At 62.0% G+C, this 21,753-nt stretch carries 20 protein-coding genes and 1 other RNA gene; 12 read left to right on the top strand and 9 right to left on the bottom strand.

Features of this window, described 5'->3' with window-relative positions; translation table 11 throughout:
• Positions 1 to 172: 172 nt before the first annotated feature.
• The 7 genes from hisB to coaA all read left to right on the top strand — a co-directional run bounded on the left by hisB (position 173) and on the right by coaA (position 4,823).
• Complete coding sequence (hisB, locus tag RCF49_RS15010) at positions 173 to 775, top strand: imidazoleglycerol-phosphate dehydratase HisB (protein ID WP_342640612.1); 603 nt, start codon at positions 173 to 175, stop codon at positions 773 to 775.
• A gap of 18 nt (positions 776 to 793) precedes the next feature.
• Positions 794 to 1,303, top strand: a complete 510-nt coding sequence (locus RCF49_RS15015; protein ID WP_342640613.1) for a DUF2628 domain-containing protein — start codon at positions 794 to 796, stop codon at positions 1,301 to 1,303.
• Positions 1,303 to 1,953 (top strand): imidazole glycerol phosphate synthase subunit HisH, encoded by a 651-nt coding sequence (gene hisH, locus RCF49_RS15020; RefSeq protein WP_342644207.1) that lies wholly within the window; start codon positions 1,303 to 1,305, stop codon positions 1,951 to 1,953. Before RCF49_RS15015 ends, hisH begins: the two co-directional genes overlap by 1 nt.
• On the top strand, positions 1,950 to 2,693 hold the full coding sequence (gene hisA, locus RCF49_RS15025; protein ID WP_342640614.1) for a 1-(5-phosphoribosyl)-5-[(5-phosphoribosylamino)methylideneamino]imidazole-4-carboxamide isomerase: 744 nt from the start codon (positions 1,950 to 1,952) through the stop codon (positions 2,691 to 2,693). The genes hisH and hisA overlap by 4 nt, the downstream gene beginning before the upstream one ends.
• Complete coding sequence (hisF, locus tag RCF49_RS15030) at positions 2,686 to 3,459, top strand: imidazole glycerol phosphate synthase subunit HisF (protein ID WP_342640615.1); 774 nt, start codon at positions 2,686 to 2,688, stop codon at positions 3,457 to 3,459. Before hisA ends, hisF begins: the two co-directional genes overlap by 8 nt.
• Before the next feature lie 76 nt (positions 3,460 to 3,535).
• Positions 3,536 to 3,871: a phosphoribosyl-ATP diphosphatase gene (locus RCF49_RS15035; protein WP_342640616.1), complete on the top strand. Its 336-nt coding sequence runs from the start codon at positions 3,536 to 3,538 to the stop codon at positions 3,869 to 3,871.
• 1 nt (position 3,872) lies between these two features.
• Positions 3,873 to 4,823, top strand: a complete 951-nt coding sequence (gene coaA / locus RCF49_RS15040) for a type I pantothenate kinase (protein ID WP_342640617.1) — start codon at positions 3,873 to 3,875, stop codon at positions 4,821 to 4,823.
• A 114-nt stretch (positions 4,824 to 4,937) separates the two neighbouring features.
• Here the strand turns inward: coaA and dnaJ are convergent, their stop codons facing one another.
• The 7 genes from dnaJ to nudC form a co-directional block, all read right to left on the bottom strand.
• Positions 4,938 to 6,080, bottom strand: a complete 1,143-nt coding sequence (gene dnaJ, locus RCF49_RS15045) for a molecular chaperone DnaJ (RefSeq protein ID WP_342640618.1) — start codon at positions 6,078 to 6,080, stop codon at positions 4,938 to 4,940.
• Positions 6,081 to 6,218: 138 nt separating this feature from the next.
• Positions 6,219 to 8,150, bottom strand: a complete 1,932-nt coding sequence (dnaK, locus tag RCF49_RS15050; protein ID WP_342640619.1) for a molecular chaperone DnaK — start codon at positions 8,148 to 8,150, stop codon at positions 6,219 to 6,221.
• Between the two features lie 202 nt (positions 8,151 to 8,352).
• Positions 8,353 to 8,994 (bottom strand): nucleotide exchange factor GrpE, encoded by a 642-nt coding sequence (gene grpE, locus RCF49_RS15055; protein WP_342640620.1) that lies wholly within the window; start codon positions 8,992 to 8,994, stop codon positions 8,353 to 8,355.
• 78 nt (positions 8,995 to 9,072) lie between these two features.
• Complete coding sequence (gene hrcA / locus RCF49_RS15060; RefSeq protein WP_342640621.1) at positions 9,073 to 10,134, bottom strand: heat-inducible transcriptional repressor HrcA; 1,062 nt, start codon at positions 10,132 to 10,134, stop codon at positions 9,073 to 9,075.
• A 117-nt stretch (positions 10,135 to 10,251) separates the two neighbouring features.
• On the bottom strand, positions 10,252 to 10,542 hold the full coding sequence (locus RCF49_RS15065) for a TM2 domain-containing protein (protein ID WP_342640622.1): 291 nt from the start codon (positions 10,540 to 10,542) through the stop codon (positions 10,252 to 10,254).
• Between the two features lie 57 nt (positions 10,543 to 10,599).
• On the bottom strand, positions 10,600 to 12,192 hold the full coding sequence (locus RCF49_RS15070) for a B12-binding domain-containing radical SAM protein (RefSeq protein ID WP_432807294.1): 1,593 nt from the start codon (positions 12,190 to 12,192) through the stop codon (positions 10,600 to 10,602).
• 180 nt (positions 12,193 to 12,372) lie between these two features.
• Positions 12,373 to 13,281, bottom strand: coding sequence for an NAD(+) diphosphatase (nudC, locus tag RCF49_RS15075; protein WP_342640624.1), 909 nt, complete (start codon positions 13,279 to 13,281; stop codon positions 12,373 to 12,375).
• Positions 13,282 to 13,462: 181 nt separating this feature from the next.
• On the opposite strand from nudC, the gene ffs reads away from it, so the two are divergent.
• The 4 genes from ffs (at position 13,463) to recR (ending at position 16,419) form a co-directional block, all read left to right on the top strand.
• Positions 13,463 to 13,559, top strand: an RNA gene (gene ffs, locus RCF49_RS15080) — signal recognition particle sRNA small type.
• Between the two features lie 69 nt (positions 13,560 to 13,628).
• Positions 13,629 to 15,491 (top strand): DNA polymerase III subunit gamma/tau, encoded by a 1,863-nt coding sequence (locus tag RCF49_RS15085; protein ID WP_342640625.1) that lies wholly within the window; start codon positions 13,629 to 13,631, stop codon positions 15,489 to 15,491.
• Positions 15,488 to 15,808 carry a YbaB/EbfC family nucleoid-associated protein gene (locus RCF49_RS15090; RefSeq protein WP_342640626.1) on the top strand — a complete coding sequence of 107 codons (321 nt, stop codon included), beginning with the start codon at positions 15,488 to 15,490 and terminating at the stop codon, positions 15,806 to 15,808. Before RCF49_RS15085 ends, RCF49_RS15090 begins: the two co-directional genes overlap by 4 nt.
• 5 nt (positions 15,809 to 15,813) lie before the next feature.
• Positions 15,814 to 16,419, top strand: coding sequence for a recombination mediator RecR (gene recR, locus RCF49_RS15095; RefSeq protein ID WP_342640627.1), 606 nt, complete (start codon positions 15,814 to 15,816; stop codon positions 16,417 to 16,419).
• Positions 16,420 to 16,425: 6 nt separating this feature from the next.
• On the opposite strand, the gene RCF49_RS15100 is transcribed toward recR, so the two are convergent.
• Entirely contained in the window at positions 16,426 to 16,842 is a 417-nt protein-coding gene (locus RCF49_RS15100; protein WP_342640628.1) for a tellurite resistance TerB family protein, read from the bottom strand.
• A 52-nt stretch (positions 16,843 to 16,894) separates the two neighbouring features.
• Positions 16,895 to 19,774 (bottom strand): ATP-dependent DNA helicase, encoded by a 2,880-nt coding sequence (locus RCF49_RS15105; protein ID WP_342640629.1) that lies wholly within the window; start codon positions 19,772 to 19,774, stop codon positions 16,895 to 16,897.
• A 214-nt stretch (positions 19,775 to 19,988) separates the two neighbouring features.
• On the opposite strand from RCF49_RS15105, the gene RCF49_RS15110 reads away from it, so the two are divergent.
• Positions 19,989 to 21,740: a cation:proton antiporter domain-containing protein gene (locus tag RCF49_RS15110; protein WP_342640630.1), complete on the top strand. Its 1,752-nt coding sequence runs from the start codon at positions 19,989 to 19,991 to the stop codon at positions 21,738 to 21,740.
• Positions 21,741 to 21,753 lie beyond the last annotated feature (13 nt).

A 21,753-nucleotide genomic window follows, 5' to 3' on the forward strand; every position in this document is an offset into this window, starting at 1 on the left:
AACCTTCGCCTCGTGATTTGTGATCCGGCGCCACATCTATGTAGTGACTGCGCCAAATAAAAGATTGCAATACACAATCCTGCCGCGTGGCGAGACTGCCCTTTGATCTCCGGCGCCTAGCTGATAAAAGACGCCGGCGGCCCATCACGCTGCCGAGAGAACGGAGCCTCCGGTGCGCAAAGCGAATATAGAACGCAAAACCAACGAGACCTCCATCTCGGTCTCCGTCAATCTCGACGGCACCGGGCGGTTCTCCATTGCCACCGGCATAGGCTTTCTCGACCATATGCTCGAGCAGCTTTCGCGGCATTCGCTCATCGACATCGAGGTGAAGGCTGAGGGCGATCTCCACATCGACCTGCACCATACCGTGGAAGACACCGGCATTGCCCTTGGCCAGGCAGTCGCGAAGGCATTGGGCAATAAGGCGGGTATTCGCCGCTATGCCAGCATTGATCTCGCGATGGATGAAGCGCTCACCCGCGTGGCGCTCGATGTTTCCGGTCGGCCTTTCCTCGTTTGGAAGGTGAACTTCCCCACTCAAAAGGTGGGTGACTTCGATACCGAGCTGTTTCGTGAGTGGTTCCAGGCCTTCGCGCAGAATGCCGGTATCACCACCCATGTTGAGAATTTATATGGCGAGAACAGCCACCATATAGCAGAGACCTGCTTCAAGGCTTTGGCGCGGTCGCTGCGGGCGGCCATAGAGCCGGACCCGCGCAGCAGTGGTGCGGTACCTTCGACCAAGGGCACGCTCGGCGGTTCAACCGCCTGACGTCTGACGGACTGGAAAATGTCGATCAAGACCTACACGGTCCATCATCGCAGCAGCGATCGAGAGGGCATTCTGGCCAAGCCCGACGAACTCGACTTCGTCAAGGAAGGCTTTTCGTGGCCGGCATTCTTCCTGCCCCTCGTCTGGCTGATCTACAAGCGGATGTGGATCGTCCTGGCCTTTTTCATTCTGGTGAGCGTGTGCATCGGACTGCTCCCGAAGGTTCTGCCGGTGACGCCGCTCGCCCAGGCAATCCTTGGGGCTGGTATTAACCTGGTGATGGGCTTTCAGGGCAATGATCTCTTGCGCTGGTCACTCGCCCGCCGCGGGCGTCGCGAGATTGCCGTGGTGATGGGCGATGGCCTTGCCGGGGCGGAACACAGGTTTTTCACTGGGCTGGTCGCGGGGACCGGCCGGGAGATTGGCTCCATACCAAGCGGCCCCGCCGCGCGCGAAATGCCCCGCGGGCCGATCGCTCCGATGGCCGCGGGCGACTACTCCATTCTCCCCGAACCGGGACGCGTATGATGAAGGTGGCAATCGTCGATTACGGCTCCGGCAATCTCCGGTCGGCCCATAAGGCGTTCGAGCGAGCCGTGCGCGAACAGGACCTTGATGCACAGGTGGTCGTCACCGGCAACCCGGCCGAGGTCGCCTCTGCTGATCGGGTGGTGCTTCCCGGCGTTGGTGCCTTTGCTGATTGTCGCGCAGGCTTGCTGGCGATCGAGGGCATGTGGGAAACGCTGGACGAGGTGGTCCGGGTCAAGGCGCGTCCCTTCATCGGCATCTGCGTCGGCATGCAGCTCATGGCCGAGCGTGGCCTTGAATACGGCACCTGGGACGGCTTTGGCTGGATCAGCGGCGATGTCGTCCGCATCGAGCCCGAGGATCCCGCCCTCAAGGTTCCACATATGGGCTGGAACACGCTAAGCCAGGTCCGGCCCCATCCGGTGCTTGATGGCATCGAGCTCGGGCCGGACGGGCTGCACGCCTATTTCGTTCATTCCTATCACCTGGCGGCCCGTGATCGCGCGCAGATCATCGCCGAGACCAGCTATGGCGGTCCGTTGGTTGCCATCGTCGCCCGTGACACGGTGATCGGAACGCAATTTCACCCCGAAAAAAGTCAGCGTCTCGGCCTGAGGCTGATCGGCAATTTCCTCCGGTGGCGTCCATGATCCTGTTCCCGGCAATCGACCTCAAGGACGGGGTCTGCGTCCGCCTCAAGCGTGGCGAGATGGCGGACGCGACCATCTACAATCAGGATCCGGCAGCGCAGGCGGCGGAATTCGAGGCGCAAGGCTTTGAGTGGCTGCATGTGGTGGACCTGAATGGCGCCTTCGCAGGCCGCAGCAGCAACGCCGAAGCCGTGGAAGCGATCATCGCTGCGGTCAAGATGCCCGTTCAGCTTGGCGGTGGGATCCGCGACATGGCTGGGATTGAGAGCTGGCTGGCCAAGGGCGTTCGCCGCGTCATTCTCGGCACTGTGGCGGTGCGCAATCCCGATCTGGTGCGCGAGGCCGCACGCGCCTTTCCCGGGCGGGTCGCGGTGGGCATCGACGCGCGCGGCGGCCGGGTGGCGGTCGAAGGCTGGGCCGAGACCTCGGATATCGAGGCGGCAGATCTCGCTCGCCGCATCGAGGATGCCGGTGTTGCGGCGATCATCTATACCGACATCGACCGTGATGGCATTCTCACGGGCCTGAACATACCGGCCACCCTGGCCTTGGCCCACGCCATTTCGATCCCGGTCATTGCCTCGGGCGGGCTTGCCTCGATGGACGATGTGAAGCGGTTGCTCGAGCCCGATTGCGCCGTGCTGGAAGGAGCAATCTCGGGCCGGGCCCTCTATGACGGCCGGCTTGATGCCCGCGCCGCCCTGCAGCTGATCGCAGAAGCGAGGTCGGCCCATGCTTAAGGCCAGAGTGATCCCCTGCCTTGACGTCAAAGACGGGCGCGTGGTCAAGGGCGTTCAATTCGTCGAGCTGCGTGATGCCGGTGATCCCGTTGAGGCCGCGCGCGCCTATGACGCGGCAGGAGCGGATGAGCTCTGCTTTCTCGATATCACGGCATCTCACGAGAATCGGGGCATTATTTTTGATGTGGTGGCCAAGACGGCCGAACATTGCTTCATGCCGCTGACGGTCGGTGGCGGCGTGCGCACCACGGACGATGTGCGCAAGCTGCTTCTGGCCGGCGCCGATAAGGTCTCGATCAACACCGCGGCGGTGAACGACCGCAACTTTGTTGCGCGCGCTGCAGAGAAGTTCGGCAGCCAATGCATTGTCGTCGCAATTGACGCAAGGCGCGTATCGGCCGAGGGAGAACCGGCCCGCTGGGAGATCTTCACCCATGGCGGCCGCAACGCGACCGGGATTGATGCCATCGAATTTGCTCGCGAGGTCGTGTCCCTCGGGGCCGGGGAAATCTTGCTGACCTCCATGGATCGCGACGGCACCAAGTCTGGCTTCGATCTCGCCTTGACTCGGGCGGTCGCCGACGCCGTCACCGTGCCCGTCATTGCATCCGGCGGCGTCGGCACCCTTGATCATCTGGTACAAGGGGTGAAGCAGGGCCATGCGAGCGCCGTTCTCGCCGCCTCGATCTTCCATTTCGGCACTTACACCATTGGGCAAGCCAAACAGCATATGGCCGGTGCGGGTATTCCTATGCGTCTTGCCTGATATTCCCACTGGGCCGATGACAAGCCGGCCCTATGCTGATAAGCCCAGCGCGATGTGAGCAGGACTTGCTGAGTTGATGAATACTCAATCTCCATACGGGCTCGAAGTCTTGGCGCGCCTTGTGGCCACCATTCATGAGCGCCGTTCAGCAAGCCCTGACAAATCCTATACAGCCCAGCTGGTCGCCAGAGGCGTTCCGGTCTGTGCGAAAAAGCTGGGGGAAGAGGCCGTTGAGGTTGCCATCGCCGCCGTGTCGGGCGATCGGAAGTCGCTGACGGCGGAAGCCGCTGATCTCCTGTTTCACCTCGTGGTCTTGCTGGAGGCCGCTGATCTGCCACTGCCGGATGTCATGGCGGAACTTGCGCGCCGCGAAGGTGTGAGCGGCATCGTTGAAAAAGCTGGGCGTTCCTGAGATGAACGGGCGTGCGCTCAAATATTCGCCTTACCTTGTCTTCTCGCGAGATGAATGGGCAGAACTCAGGGCCGACACGCCATTGACCCTGACCGAGACCGAGGTCTTGGAGCTGCGCGGTCTGAACGAGCGCATGCAGATCGACGAAGTGGTCGCGATCTACCTGCCTCTCGCCCGTCTGCTCAATCTCTATGTCGAGCGAACCTATGAGCTCTTCCGGGCGACCCAGAAATTTCTGGGACGGAACGGGAGCAAGGTGCCCTTCATCATTGGCCTCGCCGGTAGTGTCGCCGTCGGCAAAAGCACGACTGCCCGTATCTTGCAGGCACTGCTCAGCCGCTCGCCGAATTCGCCCCATGTTGCCCTCGTGCCCACTGACGGCTTCCTGTTTCCGAATGCCGTCTTGGAGCGGGAAGGCCTGATGACGCGGAAAGGCTTTCCGGAGAGCTACGATGTCACCAAGCTCTTGCATTTCCTGTCCGACATCAAATCGGGAAAGCACGCGGTCAAGGCTCCGGTCTACTCCCATCTGTCCTATGATGTCCTTCCCTCCGAGGGGCTGACCATCGACCAACCGGATGTCCTGATCGTCGAGGGGCTGAACGTATTGCAGCCCGCAACCCTGCCCAAGGATGGCAAGGCCATACCCTTCGTTTCGGACTTTTTCGATTTTTCGATTTACCTCGACGCCGAAGAGCGGCTGTTGGAGGAATGGTATATCGAGCGCTTCTTCCGTCTCCGCGGCACGGCGTTCCGCGATCCCAGGTCCTATTTCCATCGCTACGCAAAAATCAGCGACGAAGAGACCCGGGAGGTGGCGCTGCGCCTGTGGAAGACCATCAACCTGGTCAATCTGCGGGAGAACATTCTCCCAACCCGCCAGCGCGCCGATCTCATCCTCACGAAGGGCGCTGATCACAGCATCCACGAGGTTCAGCTGCGCCGGCTTTAGACGGGTGCTCGCTGGCCAGAATCGGCCTTACGACTGGCGCCGTGCGCGATCATCTCACCCGCTTGCACGAATAGCGAGATGATCTTGAGCGTTCTGCAAGGGGGCGGGACCGATCTAATCCGCAAAACCCTCCCAAAAGGCCTTGGCTTTGGCAAAGAATCCTTCGGATTCCGGGTTGTTCTTGTTGTGGGATTCCCGCTCGAACTCTTCGAGCAGCTCGCGTTGGCGACGAGATAGATTGACCGGCGTCTCGACGGCGACCTGGATATACATATCGCCATATTGATGTGAGCGCAGCACCGGCATGCCCTTGCCCTTCAGCCGGAACTGCTTGCCCGTCTGCGTGCCCTCAGGGATCCGCAACCGCGCCTTCTTGCCGTCGAGCGTCGGCACCTCGATCTCACCGCCCAAGGCTGCCGTGGTCAGCGAAACCGGCACCCGGGAGAACAGGTCGGCACCGTCGCGCTGGAAGAACTGGTGCGGTTTGATCGAGAGGAAAATATAGAGGTCGCCTGGCGGCCCGCCGCGTAAACCCGCCTCGCCTTCGCTGGCAAGCCGGATCCTCGTTCCGTCTTCGACCCCGGCCGGTATATTCACCGAAAGCGTACGTTCCCGGTTCACGCGCCCCATGCCGCCGCAACTGGTGCAGGGATCGGCGATCACCTCGCCCCGCCCCTGGCAGGTCATGCAGGTGCGCTCGACGGTGAAGAAGCCTTGCGTGGCCCGCACGCGGCCCGCGCCCGCGCACATCGGGCAGACCTTTGGCGACGTGCCGGCCTTTGCGCCGGATCCATCGCACACATCACAGGTCACGCTGGTTGGAACGCGGATCTGGGCCGTCTTGCCGAGATAGGCATCCTCCAGCGTGATCTCCATATTGTAGCGCAAATCCGCGCCGCGGCTGGCTGAGCTCTGCCGTCGACCACCGCGGCGAGCGCCCATGAACTCCCCGAACAGATCTTCGAACATGTCGGACATGGTCGAGGAGAAATCAGGCCCGAACCCGGCACCGGCCCGCCCGAATCCGCCATTCTCGAACGCCGCGTGACCGAACTGGTCATAGGCCGCTCGCTTCTGGGGATCCTTCAGCGTCTCATAGGCCTCGTTGATTTCCTTGAAGCGGTGTTCCGCCTCGGCATTTCCGGGGTTCGCGTCGGGATGATATTGTTTGGCCAACCGACGATAGGCGGCCTTCAAGTCCTTCTCGTCGGCGGTTCGGCTCACGCCGAGAATGTCATAAAAGTCGCGCTTCGCCATCGTTCAAAACCCGCTACACGCAAGGACCCCGCCCCTCCCGACCCTGATGGATCGCCTGAGGCGAGGTCCGTATACGTGCCTACCCCACGCCGCCGGCTGGGCGGCTCATCCTCGTCATCATCGCCTCGCGGATCACGATCAGGAACCGGTCGACCGCTTATTGTCGTCCTGGACCTCTTCGAAATCAGCGTCCACGACATTATCATCGCCCTGGCTCGAGGACGAGGGGCCTGTATCGCCACCGCCAGCGCCGGCGGCTCCGGCCGCCTGCTGCTGATACATGGCCTCGCCGAGTTTCATCGAGGCCTGCGTCAGCGCCTGGGTCTTGGCTTGGATCGCCGCCGTATCTTCCCCTTCCAGAACGCCGCGGAGATCAGCGACCGCTTGCTCCACCGTGCTCTTGTCGGCCTGGCTCACTTTGTCGCCGAACTCGGCGAGGGTCTTCTCGGTCTGATGGATCAAGGCCTCCGCATGGTTGCGGGCTTCGACGAGCTCGCGGCGCTGCTTGTCCTCGGCCGCATGCGATTCCGCGTCCTTGACCATTTTCTCGATCTCGTCATCAGAGAGACCGCCCGAGGCCTGGATTCGGATCGCCTGCTCTTTGCCGGTCGCCTTATCCTTCGCCGAGACATTGACAATGCCGTTGGCGTCGATGTCGAAGGTCACTTCGATCTGCGGCACGCCGCGCGGTGCCGGCGGAATGCCGACGAGGTCGAATTGACCTAAGAGCTTGTTATGGGCTGCGATTTCGCGTTCACCCTGGAATACCCGGATTGTCACCGCCGTCTGGTTGTCATCGGCGGTCGAGAACACCTGCGACTTCTTGGTCGGAATGGTGGTGTTCCGATCGATCAGCCTGGTGAACACGCCGCCCAGGGTCTCGATACCGAGCGACAGCGGGGTCACGTCGAGCAGCAGCACATCCTTCACGTCGCCCTGCAGCACGCCCGCCTGGATCGCGGCGCCGATGGCGACCACCTCGTCCGGGTTGACGCCCTTGTGCGGCTCCTTGCCGAAGAAGGTCTTCACCGTCTCGATGACCTTCGGCATGCGGGTCATGCCGCCCACCAGGATGACTTCCTGAACCTCACCGGCACTGATCCCGGCATCCTTCAGGGCCGCCTTGCAGGGCGCGATGGTCCGCTGGATCAGATCATCGACCAATGCCTCGAGCTTGGCCCGGGTGAGCTTCATGGTCAGATGCTTCGGCCCGGACTGATCGGCGGTGATGAATGGCAGGTTGATCTCGGTCTGCGTGGTGGAGGAGAGCTCGATCTTCGCCTTCTCCGCGGCCTCTTTCAGGCGCTGCAGCGCAAGCTTGTCCTTGCGCAGATCGATGCCGTTCTCCTTCTTGAACTCATCGGCGAGATAATCGACCAGGCGCATGTCGAAGTCCTCGCCGCCGAGGAACGTGTCGCCATTGGTCGACTTCACCTCGAACACGCCGTCGCCAATCTCCAGGATCGACACGTCGAACGTGCCACCGCCAAGGTCGTAAACGGCAATGACGCCGCTGTGCTTCTTGTCCAGGCCATAGGCCAGGGCAGCCGCCGTCGGCTCGTTGATGATGCGCAGCACCTCGAGCCCGGCGATCTTGCCCGCATCCTTCGTGGCCTGGCGCTGACTGTCATTGAAATAGGCGGGAACCGTGATCACCGCCTGTTCGACCTTTTCGCCCAGATGGCGCTCGGCCGTCTCCTTCATCTTTTGGAGAATATAGGCGGAGATTTGCGAAGGCGCGTATTTCTTTCCGCGCGCCTCGACCCAGGCGTCACCATTATCCGCCCTGACGATGTGATAGGGAACCAGGCCCTTGGCCTTTTCCACTTCGCCATCCTCAAAGCGCCGCCCGATCAGGCGTTTGATCGCAAAAAACGTATTCTCTGGATTGGTCACCGCCTGCCGCTTGGCCGGCTGGCCGATCAGGACTTCCCCGTCTTCGGCGAAAGCCACGATGGACGGCGTGGTGCGCGTGCCTTCGGCATTCTCGATGACCTTCGGTGACTGACCCTCCATGATGGCCACACAGGAATTCGTGGTGCCGAGGTCAATACCAATTACTTTAGCCATTCTTTCTACCTCCTTTGCGGCAGGCCGGCCCTAAGACCTTGATACAAGCGCCTTTTTGATCCGGAGAAGCTTCTGACTCGCGGACTGGCCAGCCTCCTCCATTCGAATGTGGAATGTCGACTGGAAGCTGGCGTCTATATATGCGCCTCATTTTGGCGCTGCAAGGCGGACAGCCCCGTCAACGTAACCCGAGGGCAACGGCTCAGGCCGGAGACGAGGGCTTCGGGCCGCCCTTGGAGACGCCAACCAAGGCGGGACGCAAAATGCGCTCGCCGATCCGGTAGCCCGTTTGCATGACCTGTACGACCGTGCCCGCGGGCTGGCTCGGATCCTCGACCTCGAACATCGCCTGGTGAAAGTTGGGGTCAAAACGCTGGCCCAGTGGATCATCACGCCGCACCCCGTGCTTCTCGAGCACATTGAGCATCTCGCGCTCGGTCATCTCGACCCCGACGACCAGATTTTTCACGGCCTCCTCCACAGCGGGCTCGTCTTTGCTGGGTGCGGAGGCAAGCGCTCGGCCGAAATTGTCGATCACGCTCAGCAGGTCGCGCGCGAAGCTGGTGATGGCATATTGGCTAGCCTCACCTTTCTCGCGCTCGGTGCGCCGACGCAAGTTTTCCTGATCGGCCATGGCCCGCAGCAGCTTGTCTTTGAGACTGTCATTCTCGGCCTGAAGGGCCTGAATTGCCGCGACCATGGTCTCGGGGCTTAACTCCTCGGCCTGCGCCTCATTCTCGTTCACCTCGTTTTCGTGAGCTTCAGCTTGCTCCGAGGGCGCGTTGACCGCTTGCGAGCCGTTTTGTTTTTCTGGCGAGGAAGTGGTCTTGGTGTCTTCAATCATCGTCGATCCTTCACGCTCGGCATCGGCAAAGAGGCCTTCACCGATGCCAGACGGATATCGACGGTCAAGCGTGAAAAATCAAGACAACAGCCGACTTACAACCTTGGCTGTGTAATCCACCATGGGGATGATGCGCGCGTAATTGATGCGCGTCGGACCGATCACGCCGAGCACACCGACCACCCGCTCCTGCGCGTCGCGATAGGGCGCGATGATGATGGACGAGCCGGAGAGGGAGAACAGCTTGTTCTCGGAACCGATAAAAATACGCACACCCTCGCCTTCCTCCGCCAGGCCGAGGAGGCGGATAAGATCGCGTTTGCTTTCGAGATCATCGAGCAGGCTGCGAATGCGCTCGAGATCCTGAAGGGCATCTTTGTCATCGAGGAGATTGGACCGGCCCCGAACGATCAGCGTCTTTTCATGCTCCGGGTCATCGCTGCCCCAACTGGCAAGGCCTTGCTCCACCACTGTGGCCGTGAGCTCATCGATTTCCTGCCGCAGGCGCTCGACCGCGGTTTTCATCGACTTTTGTATCTCACTCAGCGTTTTCCCAATGAAACGCGTGCTGAGATAGTTGGAGGCCGCAACCAGGACCGATGGCGGCAGGCCAGGTGGGATAGTGATGATCCGGTTCTCGACGCTGCCGTCTTCTCCGACCAGGATCACCAGGGCCCGCTGATTATCGAGCTTGACGAACTCGATATGCTTGAGCCGGACGTTGAACTTCGGTGCAACGAGCACGCCCGCGCACTGGCTCAAGCCCGACAGCATGTTCGTGGCTGCGGTGAGCACCTCATCCATGCGTTGGCGATTGTGGCTGGTCACCCTCTGCTCGATCTGCGAACGCTCCTCCTCGTCGATATTGCCCACCTCAAGCAGGGCATCGACGAAGAACCGGAGCCCGAGCTCGGTCGGCAGGCGTCCTGCGCTCGTATGCGGAGAAGAAATGAGCCCGATCGCTTCGAGGTCGGACATCACATTGCGGACGGAGGCCGGCGAGAGATTTACCGGCAACATCTGTGAAATCGTGCGAGAGCCGACCGGTTCACCGGTGGACAAATAGGTTTCAACCAATTGCCGGAAAATTTCGCGGGAACGCTTGTCGAGGTCGGCCAGTCCCAATAGACGATGGTCCATGTGCTATGACCGTTTATGCGACGCTCAGCATTTCTGTGTGGTGCGACATCCGCTTTCGAAGATAAGGAGGCCGCACCCCGCCGTCAACGATCTGCACCTCACGGAGGTTGCGTGAGACTAGTTGGCAATGCCCATCTGGGCTGCGAGCCGCCGGCGAATCTCGTCCTGCTTATCCCGGATCATGCCTGGAATGAGGAAGGCATCGATCACCCACCAGACAAAGCCGATGAGCACGAAATAGCTCAGGATCTGGAGAATGGCCGTGCCTGGGCGGCCCAGATACAGCCTGTGAGCGGAAACGAACCATAGAAACAGCCACAATAAATAGGCAACGACAACGCTTGGACCCTCATTGGCGATCCGGGTCTCGATGAGGATCTGGTTTTCGGTGGTCGTTCCCATGGACATCGCAACGCCTCTCACGACTGATTAAATTCACATCTAACAAATTCAGGTCTGCAAAAATCACGCCGCCATGCGCTTGCTCGGGCCCTTTGTGTGGGCTGAGTAGAAGGAGGCGTTCTGCTCCCCTTCCAATGCCTCACGCGTGAAGCTGATCAGATGATGGCCGACGAAAGCCATGCTGAACATCGCATCAATCTGCCCACGTTTCAGGGCATGAAGAGCTGCGCGCCAGAAGGCGCCCCGATATTTAGGTTTGATCCCCAGATGCCACAAGGTGCGCCAGATCAGGTTCAGGGCACGTATCAGGTTGGCAGAAGTCAGCTTGCCCTGTGTTGGTGTCTTCAGCCGATGGGCATAGGTTGCATCGACCTGATGCCTGAAGCGGTTGAAGAGACGCTCGGGCGTATAAGCATAATCGATGCATCGGCGCCAGGACTCGACCACTTCCTGATAAGGCCGCATGAACTGCACATTGGATTCGAGCGCGGTATCATGGACCAGCCGGCCCTCGCGTTCCAGGCGGTCCCAGAGAGGCGTCTTGGGCAGAGCCTGCAGCAGGTTGATCGTGAGCACCGGCACGTTGGAGGCATCGATGAAGTCGATCAGGGCCCGTTCCGTGTCGGCCGTATCGGTGTCGAGCCCCAGAATGATGCCAGAAGTGATCTCGAGCCCGTAGGAATTGATCGTCCTGATCGCCTCATACATTGGCACCGCATTATTGTGCTCCTTGCGAATGGCGTGGAGCGCGGCAACCTCCGGCGTCTCGATGCCAATGAAGATGGTGATGAACCCGGCCTCGCGCATCATCGCGAGGATTTCCGGCTGCTTGGCGATGTTCAGAGTTGCTTCGCAGGCGAATTGCAGGGGATAACCATGCTGCTTCTGCCAGGCGATGAGATGCGGCAGCATCTCCTTCGTCGCCTTGCGATTGCCGATGAAATTGTCATCCACGAAATAGACGGTTCCCGGTCTGAAGCTCTGCACAAGCATCTTGTCGAGCTCGGCGGTGATCTGTTCCGGGGTCTTTAACCTGGGCTGGCGGCCGTAGAGCGCGGGAATGTCGCAAAATTCGCACCGATAAGGGCAGCCGCTTGAGAATTGCAGGCTGCCGATCAGGTATCGCCCCAGATTGATGTGGTCATAAGCCGGGATGGGAAACTGGTGGAGTGCCCGCCGCTCGTCTGTCCTGAGCAGCACCTGTTCCGCCGGTCGCGCCACACTCTCATCGAGCATGGCGATCAGCTGGTCCGTTGCATCGCCAAGCTCGCCGACATGGAGGTAATCGAAGCTCGGATACATCTCTGGCGCGCCCGAGACCGAGGGGCCGCCAAGCACGGTCACCTTGCCATGCTCATGGGCACGGCGGCCGATATCGCGGATTTGCGATGCCTGAATATGCATGCCGCTGACGAAAACGGCGTCGGCCCACGCGAAATCCTCCGAACGTGCCGACGCCACATTTTCATCGACGAAACGCACCTCCCAACGTTCCGGCAAATAGGCGGCGATCACCAGCAGGCCTTGTGGCGGCATGAATGCCTTGACGCCCGCAATAAGCTTATAGGCGTGCTGGAAGGTGCCGAAGGACGGCGTGTAATGTGGGAACACGCAGAGAATGCGCCGCTTGTTCGCTGTCATCCCGGGATATCGCACTGACCACCTCCATCCGGCTATGGCGTGGGCCGCCCCATCTCTTGGTGATGCGTGATCCAATGAAGGCCCGCCAGCTAACAATAAACTCTCTGTCGCCCGATATGGTCTCCAATTGGGGCGCCGTTCGCCCAACCCATGGTTATCAACAGCCACTCCAGAATCAGCTAACTCTGATTCTGCTCACGTTTCACCCACAAAGCGCCGCACCAGCCGGTTTGCGATGGCGAAGGGCGCCGGCACTGTCAGCCCCGCAGGATGTGTCCCCTCCAGCATGGCCTTGACTTCCGCGCGCGGAAACCAGCGGGCATCCTCGAGCTCGGTCCGATCGATTGTGATCTCTTCGCTCAGCCCCTCGGCCATGACCCCGATCATGAGGTTGGCGGGGAAGGGCCATGGCTGGCTCGAATGATAATCCACGCGGCCAACCTTTATGCCGGCCTCTTCGAAGACCTCCCGACGCGCGGCTTCCTCGATCGTCTCGCCCGGCTCGATGAACCCCGCCAATGCGGAATACATGCCCGGTGCAAACCGGGCTTGCCGCCCCAGGAGGCAATGATCCCCCCTCGTCACCAGCATGATCGACACCGGATCGGTGCGTGGGAAGTGATCAGCATGGCAGGCGGGGCAATGCCGACGATATCCACCGTCGCGCATTTCGGAGGCAACGCCACAGCGCGAGCAGAAGCGGTGCGTCGCATGCCAGTGAAGCAGGGTTCGGGCCTGGGCGAGAACGCCGAGCATGGCCGGAGGCAGGATGCTCTGCATGGCAAGGCTGCGCAGATCGATCGCCTTGACCGCCTCGCCGAAGGCCGACAGGTCCTGTTCCTCGGGAAGCTGAGACGCGAAAATCGGCTTTTCCCCATCCTCACATCCGAGAAACACGGGCTCCCGCACCGAGGACTGGGGGAGCGAATAGAGCGCGAGCCCGCCAAGCGGATTGAGCACCACAAGCGGGCGCTCCCCGATGAAGCCGAGATGCCGCGCCTCGGCCGAGGCAGCCTGCCGGGCGAGCCATTCAGCATCGCTCCGGCGCTGGGCCATGCGATCGAGGGAATTCAGGGTGAATGCGAGGCTGTCATCGAGAAACATGGGCTGGAATCCGTCGCGCGAACGAGAGTGGATGTGAGAGCTTAACGAGGGCAGCCTTAGCGGTGTCAGTCAAGAAATGATGTCGATCGTCCCTGGCGATCGAGGTTATCCAGAGGAATGATCAGTGCGCGCTGGTAACGCACTTGCCTCATCGCCCTGGAATGCTGATATAGTGACCTAGAGAGGCTGGCGGCGGGCGTGCCGCTCGCCAACCGGGTCAGGTCCGGAAGGAAGCAGCCCTAACGAATCCGGTACGGGTCGTTCGTTCAGCCTCTCGCCTATCCCACGGGCATGCCGGATGATTGGCCTACGCCGAACACGCAACTTCGGGTACGGAACGCCGGAATTTGAGTGAACAGCAGGAAAGCGATGCCCCGCTTGCGGCCGAGCTTGCGATCCCATCGACGTCTGGAAGCGGCGGCGGTCCGGCTTATCGTGTCCTCGCGCGCAAATATCGACCAAGCACATTCGAGCATCTGATCGGCCAGGACGCAATGGTGCGTACCCTGGAGAATGCTTTCTCCAGCGGCCGGATTGCCCAAGCCTATATGCTTACCGGCGTCCGCGGCATCGGCAAGACCACCACGGCCAGGCTGATCGCGCGAGCGCTCAACTATTCCGAATCCGACAAGCCCACCGTCCACCTGCCGCGGCTTGGCGCCCATTGTGCCGCCATTCTCGAATCGCGCCACCCCGACGTGATCGAGATGGATGCCGCCTCCCGCACGGGCGTCGATGATATTCGCGAGCTGATCGAAGGCGTGCGCTACCGCCCGATTGATGCGCGCTATAAGGTCTATATCATCGACGAAGTGCACATGCTCTCCAAGGCGGCGTTCAATGCGCTGCTCAAAACGCTGGAAGAGCCGCCGGAGCATGTGAAATTCATCTTCGCGACCACCGAGGTCCGCAAAGTCCCGGTCACGGTCCTGTCCCGCTGCCAGCGTTTCGACCTGAAGCGCCTCGATGGGGATCTCCTGGTCCAGCACTTCCGCAATATCGCAAGCAAGGAAGGCGTTTCCGCCGAGGATGAAGCCCTGGCACTTATCGCAAGAGCATCCGAAGGCTCTGTGCGTGATGGGCTGTCGCTGCTCGACCAGGCGATTGCCTATGGCGGCGATATGGTGCGGGCCGAGGCCGTGCGCTCCATGCTAGGCCTTGCAGATCGTGGCCGGGCCGTTGACCTCTTCGAGCTGTTGATGAAGGGCGATGCGGCCGGCGCCCTGGCCGAGCTCAAGCAGCTCTATGATTTCGGTGCCGAGCCGATAACCGTCCTGACGGATCTGGCTGAGCTCACCCATTGGGTCACCCGCCTCAAGGTCGTTCCCGATGCGGCGAAGGATCCGGCCCGCTCTGAGATGGAGCGGGTGCGGGGCATGAGCCTTGCCGAGCGCCTCTCCATGTCGGTGCTGACGCGGGCCTGGCAGATGTTGCTAAAAGGCATCGAGGAGGTCAGCCAGTCCGCCCATGCGCTTGCTGCGGCGGAAATGGTTCTCATACGCATGGCTTATGCCGCCGACCTGCCAACCTTGCGGGAGGTCCTTGAGCAGGAAACAAGCGAGATACGGCCTTTGCCCCAGCGGCGCAATGCCGAGGCTGAAGCCGGCGGTCCGGCCACCGTGACCCCCATGCGCCGGGCGCCGGTAAACGCTCCGCCCGTCTCTGCCCCACCCGTCGAGCCGACGACCTCGAGCACCCGTGGCGCCGAGACCATGGCGGTAACGGCCCCCGATTTTTCCGCCGAGCCGCCAGAACAATCAGCTTCAGCCGCGGCGAATTTCTCGCATTTCCGCGACATCATACGAGTGGCGAGTGAGCGTCGCGACCTGCGATTGAAAACACAGCTCGAAACTTTTGTACGGCCTGTCCGCGTGCGGCCCGGTCAGGTCGATATCGGCCTTGAGCAGGGCGCGCCCCCCGGGCTCACCAATGAATTGGCGCGCAAGCTGGAGCAATGGACCGGTGAGCGCTGGATCGTTTCGGTCACCAAGGATGCCGGAGAGCGGCCGATTGCCGAACAGGATCGGCTGAAGCGAGACACTCTGTTTAATGAAGCCAGAGGCCGTCCGGTCGTGCAGGCTTTGCTGTCGCGGTTTCCCGGCGCGGAGATCGTTGACGTGAAGGACCTGGCCGTCCAAGACGAAGCCATCGCCGCTGACAGCGACATGATCGATGATGAGACGATGGAAGGGAGTGGGGACGGGTCATGAAGAACCTGGGCGACATGATGAAGCAGATGCAAGAGGTGCAGGCCCGCATGCAGGAGATGCAGGCGCGGCTCGAGGACCTCGACGTGGTGGGAACCTCCGGCGCGGGGCTGGTGAGCGTTACTCTCAACGGCAAGGGGGCCATGAAAGGCATCTCCATCGACCAGAGCCTGATGAGTGACGATCGCGAGATGCTGGAAGACCTGATCGTTGCCGCTCATGCGGATGCGCGCCAGAAGATGGAAACGGCGCTCGCCGAGGAGATGAAGCAGCTGACCGGAGGTCTTCCATTGCCGCCGGGCCTCAATCTCGGTTTCTGACATCCATGAGCAGACGCATCGTCGGCCCGGAGATCGAAGGGCTGATTCAGCTTTTATCGAAGCTGCCGGGCCTTGGTCCCCGGTCGGCGAGGCGTGCCGTCCTGCACCTGATCAAGAATCGCGCACGTCTGCTCGATCCACTGGCCTCGGCCATTGAGGATGTTCGGCGCACGGTCACCGTTTGCTCCGTCTGCGGCAATATAGATACCGCCGATCCCTGCGTGATCTGCTCCGATCCGCGGCGGGACCGCTCGCTCATCTGCGTCGTGGAGGAGGTGAGCGATCTCTGGGCTCTCGAGCGTGCGGGTGCGACCACCGGCCTTTATCACGTTCTCGGCGGGGTGATGTCTGCGATTGAAGGCATCGGCCCCGATGAGCTGTCGATCGATCAGCTCATCCACCGCTGTGCCGAACCAGGGGTGAAGGAAGTGATCCTCGCGGTGAATGCCACGGTCGATGGTCAGACCACCGCCTATTATATCACCGAGCGTCTCCGCGGCCTCGATGTGACGGTAACCCGGCTGGCGCATGGTGTGCCCGTGGGTGGCGAGCTCGATTATCTCGATGAGGGCACCCTCACCGCTGCGGTCAAATCCCGCCGGACCTTCTGATCCCGCTCAGTTCACGGCATAGCGAGCGATGGCCGAGCGCTCGATCGCCGCGCACGCAAGCTTGTCCAGCCCAAGCGTGTCGCGCAGGATCTGCAGGAAGCGGATTTCCTCTTTGGGCAATTTCATGTCGGCTGCGGCGACCTCCACCGCAAGCGCATAGGCGGTCTCCTTGAGCCGCTCCGGCAGAGCTTCCTTCACCAATGCGAGCAGCGTGCGCAGCCCATCCTCGCCATCGGTGCTCAAGAGCTCGGCCGCCTCTTGCGCGATCAGCACCAGCCTATCTGGATCGAAATCGCGGAAGATCGGAAAGCGCTGCACGATGGAACCGATACGCTTCAGCTCGGCATCGCCCATACGATTGTCCACGGCCGCCATGGTGACCATGACGTAGATGAGAGCCTGGTGTGGGCCGATGGTGCTCATAGACGCTCCAATACTGACATGATGCGCCGCAAAGTAGAGTTGCACTTGCCTTTCAGCAAGGCCGCTCGGCCAAAAAACCCTGAACGGTCTCGATCGCATCCACGAGCCCCGTACGCTTGACCGGCACGCCATCGGGGAAGGCGGTGAGGAAGCGGGATGCAAGCCGTGGGTCGAGAATGACGAAGACCCCGCGGTCCTCGGCGCGGCGGATGAGACGCCCGAAGGCCTGCCGGAGCCGCAGCCGCACGATCATCTCCTGATAGAGATTGCCGCCAAAAGCCGCGCGCCGCGCCCGTTCGAGGATCGAGGGCTGTGGCCAGGGAACCCGCTCGAGCACGATGAGCCGCAAGGCATCGCCCGGCACGTCCACCCCGTCGCGCACCGCATCTGTGCCCAGAAGGCAGCTGTTCTGCTCAGCCCGGAACAGATCGACCAGGGTGCCGGTATCTACCGGGTCCACATGCTGGGCGTAAAGCGAAAGCCCCTCGCGGCTGAGCGGCGCAATGATCCGCTTATAGGTTTCCCTGAGCCGTGATATGGCCGTGAACAGCCCGAGCGCGCCACCCCCCGCCGCCACGAACAACTCACGATAGGCTGCTGCCACCTGGTCTGGATCCTCTCGATTGACATCATTGACGATCAGGATCCGCGCCTGGTTCGGGTAATCATAGGGGCTGTGATGGACCGAGCGCGCCACCGGATAGGCCAGGTGATTGACACCGGTGCGCATCTCGGCGCTTGCCCAGTCATCCGGAATATCGGGTAGCCTGTCGCGCAACGTGGCCGACGTGATCACGGCCCCATCCACGCTTTCCAGCACGAGCTTCGCAAGCGGGATCGTCGGATCGATCCAATGCCGATACATCCCCACATCGGCCTCTTGGCCGAAACTGTGCTCGATCGCGAACCATTCGGTGAACCCCTCGGGCTCCTCCCGGCTCAGCCTGTCGAGCATGTCGATCCAGGCGCCCAGCATCAGCTCCGACCGGCGCCGTAACCCCCGGGAAACCGATTCGATCCGGGCCCGTTCCGCGCTCTCGAGCTTGGCTGCATCGTCATCCAGTCGCGCCATGAGGCTCTTGGCCAGCGCCTGCATCGGAGCGGCCAATTCCTGCAGGGCTGCTGCGAGGCCGTCTGCGGCATCGGCAAGCCCGGGAATCCCGGGACGGCAGGCGGTTTCGAGCGCATAACGCGCGGCTGTGTCCGACCGGGCGAGCACCTGCTCGCGCACCATCATGAGAAAGCGCTCGGCCGGGCCATCCGGCATGCCGGCTTGAACCCGCCGCTGCCAGCCCGGTCCCGGCAAGCCCGTGGCCGCCTGCATGACCGCTTGCAACATCGCTTCGGATTGATCGTCTTCAGCGGCGCCACCGGCGAGATCGCCAATGCGGTCGAGCAGGCTGCGGCCACGCCGGCCGCGGGCCTCACCGCCTCTGATCCAGCGACGCAGCTCGGCGGCCTCGACAGCGGTGAGATGGGCGGCAAAGGCATTATCGGCCGCATCGAACAGGTGATGGCCCTCATCGAGGATCAGCCGCCGGATTGCACCTGTCGCGGTTTGCTCTTCGGAATTTTCCGCAGGCCCGAGCAGCTGGTCCTGCGCGGCTTGCGCCATGACCAGTGCGTGATTGCCAATCACGATGTCTGCCTTGCGTGCAGCCCGTGTCGCTTTCTCGACAAAGCATTTCCGGTAATGCGGACAGGCCGTGTAGATACATTCGCCCCGCCTGTCGGTAAGCCCTAAACTGGCCGGGGAGGGCGCGCGCTCTCCCGCCGTGCCGCCATCGGCGAACAGTGACATGAGCCAGGCGGGAAAATCCCCGCCGATCATGTCGCCGTCGCGGCTTGCTTTCACCCAGCGGACGATCAAAACCGCGAGCAGGTTGCCGCGCGCGTTCCCGCTCATCTGGGCAATCCGCTCCTGCAGGTTCAGCAGGCAGAGATAATTCTCCCGTCCCTTGCGGATGACGACTTTGCTACGCCGTTCATCGGCGCTCGGAAAGACCTTCTGGGTCTCCTGCTCGAGCTGCCGCTGCAGGTTCTTGGTATAGGTGGACACCCACACCGTTCCGCTGTTTCGCCGCGCCCACACGGTGGCGGGAGCGAGATAGCCCAGCGTCTTGCCAAGGCCCGTTCCCGCCTCGGCCAGAAGAATGTGGTTCTCGTGCCGGCTGATCCGTGGTGCGAAGGCACGCGCAACCTTGGCACTGTAATCGCGCTGGGAGGTGCGGCTTTCCGAATTGCTGCCCAGGATCCGGCTCAGCTCCGCCTCGGCCTCCTCCGCCGAAACCCCATGGCTATCGGGCTGCGGACGCGGCCCGTCATCCTCCCATTCGGCGAGCCTGTCCCACACATTGAGCCCGGTGAGAAACGGCGAGATCTCTTGGCGGCCGCAGCCATCCTCGATGGCGCGAATCACCAGTGGTGCCCAGGGCCATCGGCTTCGTGCCAAAAACTGCGCCTGCTCGAGAACTTCGCGCGCCGAGTGCTTACGGGCGTCTTCCGTCAGCAGCCCCAAAAGCCGGCGCGCCGTCTCCCTCAGGAGTTCGCTCGCCGGCAAGATATCCGTTTCCAGGCCTGCCGCTTGAGCAATCCCCATAGGCGTCGGCAGGGCGAACCGGGCGGGACAGATGAACGCGAACAGCTCCGCCAGGTCAAAATGGGCCTGCTCCCGGGCCGTCCGCGCGATGGCCCGCTCCAATCGCCCTGCAATCTGCAGCCGATTCGCCAGGAACACCGCGTGGCAGACGAGATGCGGCTCTGCAGTCAGACGGCCCAACCCTGCCTCTGGGTCGAGCAGTTGCGGTTCGGAGCCGGGTTGCGAGCACAACAGGCTGACCCCCTGCAGCGCGGCGGCTGGCAATGTGCTGAGCGGATCCATGGCCCAGCCGCGGGCGGCTTCGGTCGATCTATGATGCGGTGCGAAAGACATGCGGAGCCGACCTTAACCCATTTCGTCTCGTCTTTCACGCGCGCAGGCGCGCAGAATAGACCGGCAATGGAACTTGTACTTCCGTGCAATAATAGTTGCCTTTTCCGGTTCGAATGTGGTTCACCGGAAGCGGTATTCCTGCCGCACAAGTCTGCCTGAAGAAGACGCGGACATGAGCTGAGGTAATCCGGCAGGGCGAGGACGGGGAGAACATGTGCACCACGAAACCGCTCTGATTGCTCTGATCGCCTTGGGCTTCGTCTCGGCGTTCGGATTTGGCTTCGTGGCCGACCGCCTGCGCTTGCCGCCATTGGTCGGCTATCTCCTGGCGGGAGTGGTCATGGGGCCCTTCACGCCGGGCTTTGTGGCCGACAGCACCCTCGCCGGTCAGCTCGCCGAGATGGGGGTGATTTTGCTCATGTTTGGCGTGGGCCTTCACTTCTCTGCAGCCGACCTGATGGCCGTGCGCTGGGTCGCCATACCCGGCGCGGTCGGCCAGATCGTGCTGGCAACCCTTCTCGGTGCGGCTCTGGCCATGCTCTGGGGCTGGAGTCTCGGGGGCAGCATCGTGTTCGGGCTGTCATTGTCGGTGGCCAGCACTGTCGTGCTGCTGCGTGCCCTGGAAGAGCGCAATGCCGTTGCCACGCCTAATGGCCGCATCGCAGTCGGCTGGCTGATCGTCGAGGACCTGGCGATGGTGCTTGCCCTGGTCCTTCTGCCCGCTTTTGCCGAAATCATGGGGGCGCACGGGCTGGCCGCTGGTGATACGAGCCATGCCCCTGCCGAAAGCGGCCTTGGCTTGGGCGCGCAACTCGCCCTCACGCTCGGCAAGGTCGTTGCCTTTGTCGCGCTCGCCATGCTGATCGGGCCGAAAATCGTGCCCTGGATCTTGAAACAGGTTGCCCGCACCGGATCACGCGAGCTGTTCACCCTCTCGGTCCTGGCGCTGGCTCTCGGTATTGCCTATGGCTCGGCGGTTGTCTTCGGCGTATCCTTCGCCCTGGGCGCGTTCTTTGCCGGCGTGGTCCTCAGCGAATCCCAGTTCAGCCACAGGGCCGCGGCCGATTCCCTTCCCCTGCAGGATGCCTTCGCGGTGCTGTTCTTCGTCTCGGTGGGCATGCTCTTTGACCCATCGATCCTGATTCGCGAGCCGCTGAAGGTCCTGGCGGTTCTTGCCCTCATCGTGGTTGGCAAGTCGGTCGTGGCCTTCCTGATCGTTCTGCTGATGCGCTTTCCCGCGAGCACGGCGCTCACCGTTTCGGCAAGCCTTGCCCAGATCGGAGAGTTCTCCTTCATCCTTGCCGGTCTTGGTGTTGCCTCGGGCCTGATGCCTGCGGAAGGTCGCGACCTGATCCTGGCGGGCGCGTTGCTCTCCATCATGCTCAATCCGTTGAGCTTTGCTGCTGCCGCGGCTCTGATCCGGCGCCAGGCTGGCAAGCCGGGCTCGCCCTTCGGTGCTGTCCGTATGGCGGCCCTTGAGCAGGAGCTCGAGGCGGTACGCAGGGCCAGCGAAGCGCGCCACATGGAGCGGGGCCTCGAGGCGCAGCAGATCGTGGAGAAATTCCCGATCTTTGCGAGTCTCTCGCCTGATGAGCGCGAAGAGCTGCTCATGCTGTTCAGGCCGCGCTCTGCCAATCCCGGCGATCGGGTCATCCGCAAGGGTGAACGGCCGGATGCGATGTATTTCATTTCCTCGGGCACCGTGCAGGTCTCGGTCAATGGCCGCACCATCGAGCTGAAACCGGGTGATTTTTTCGGAGAAATGGGATTGCTGAGCGGCGAGCGGCGCACGGCGGATGTGACTGCGGTCGACTATTGCAAGTTCCTCTCCATGACCGCACGCGAGTTCCGGCAGTTCATTAATCGCCATCCCAATTTGCGGGCGCAGTTCGATGCCATGGCCGCCCAGCGCCGGCGGATGAACGAGAATCTCGATTCAGCTGACGTTGTCGCTGGCGCGAGCTGAGATCAGCCGGTTG

Origin of the sequence: Rhodoligotrophos sp. CJ14 (assembly GCF_038811545.1) — a bacterium.
GTDB lineage: Bacteria > Pseudomonadota > Alphaproteobacteria > Rhizobiales > Im1 > Rhodoligotrophos > Rhodoligotrophos ferricapiens.

What these genes read in the sequence shown, in the direction of transcription:
- RCF49_RS15015 (WP_342640613.1), top strand. Translation starts at nt 794, where the DNA reads ATGTCGATCAAGACCTACACGGTCCATCATCGCAGCAGCGATCGAGAG.
- hisH (WP_342644207.1), top strand. Translation starts at nt 1,303, where the DNA reads ATGAAGGTGGCAATCGTCGATTACGGCTCCGGCAATCTCCGGTCGGCC.
- hisA (WP_342640614.1), top strand. Translation starts at nt 1,950, where the DNA reads ATGATCCTGTTCCCGGCAATCGACCTCAAGGACGGGGTCTGCGTCCGC.
- hisF (WP_342640615.1), top strand. Translation starts at nt 2,686, where the DNA reads ATGCTTAAGGCCAGAGTGATCCCCTGCCTTGACGTCAAAGACGGGCGC.
- RCF49_RS15035 (WP_342640616.1), top strand. Translation starts at nt 3,536, where the DNA reads ATGAATACTCAATCTCCATACGGGCTCGAAGTCTTGGCGCGCCTTGTG.
- coaA (WP_342640617.1), top strand. Translation starts at nt 3,873, where the DNA reads ATGAACGGGCGTGCGCTCAAATATTCGCCTTACCTTGTCTTCTCGCGA.
- dnaJ (WP_342640618.1), bottom strand. Translation starts at nt 6,080, where the DNA reads ATGGCGAAGCGCGACTTTTATGACATTCTCGGCGTGAGCCGAACCGCC.
- dnaK (WP_342640619.1), bottom strand. Translation starts at nt 8,150, where the DNA reads ATGGCTAAAGTAATTGGTATTGACCTCGGCACCACGAATTCCTGTGTG.
- grpE (WP_342640620.1), bottom strand. Translation starts at nt 8,994, where the DNA reads ATGATTGAAGACACCAAGACCACTTCCTCGCCAGAAAAACAAAACGGC.
- hrcA (WP_342640621.1), bottom strand. Translation starts at nt 10,134, where the DNA reads ATGGACCATCGTCTATTGGGACTGGCCGACCTCGACAAGCGTTCCCGC.
- RCF49_RS15065 (WP_342640622.1), bottom strand. Translation starts at nt 10,542, where the DNA reads ATGTCCATGGGAACGACCACCGAAAACCAGATCCTCATCGAGACCCGG.
- nudC (WP_342640624.1), bottom strand. Translation starts at nt 13,281, where the DNA reads ATGTTTCTCGATGACAGCCTCGCATTCACCCTGAATTCCCTCGATCGC.
- RCF49_RS15090 (WP_342640626.1), top strand. Translation starts at nt 15,488, where the DNA reads ATGAAGAACCTGGGCGACATGATGAAGCAGATGCAAGAGGTGCAGGCC.
- recR (WP_342640627.1), top strand. Translation starts at nt 15,814, where the DNA reads ATGAGCAGACGCATCGTCGGCCCGGAGATCGAAGGGCTGATTCAGCTT.
- RCF49_RS15100 (WP_342640628.1), bottom strand. Translation starts at nt 16,842, where the DNA reads ATGAGCACCATCGGCCCACACCAGGCTCTCATCTACGTCATGGTCACC.
- RCF49_RS15105 (WP_342640629.1), bottom strand. Translation starts at nt 19,774, where the DNA reads ATGTCTTTCGCACCGCATCATAGATCGACCGAAGCCGCCCGCGGCTGG.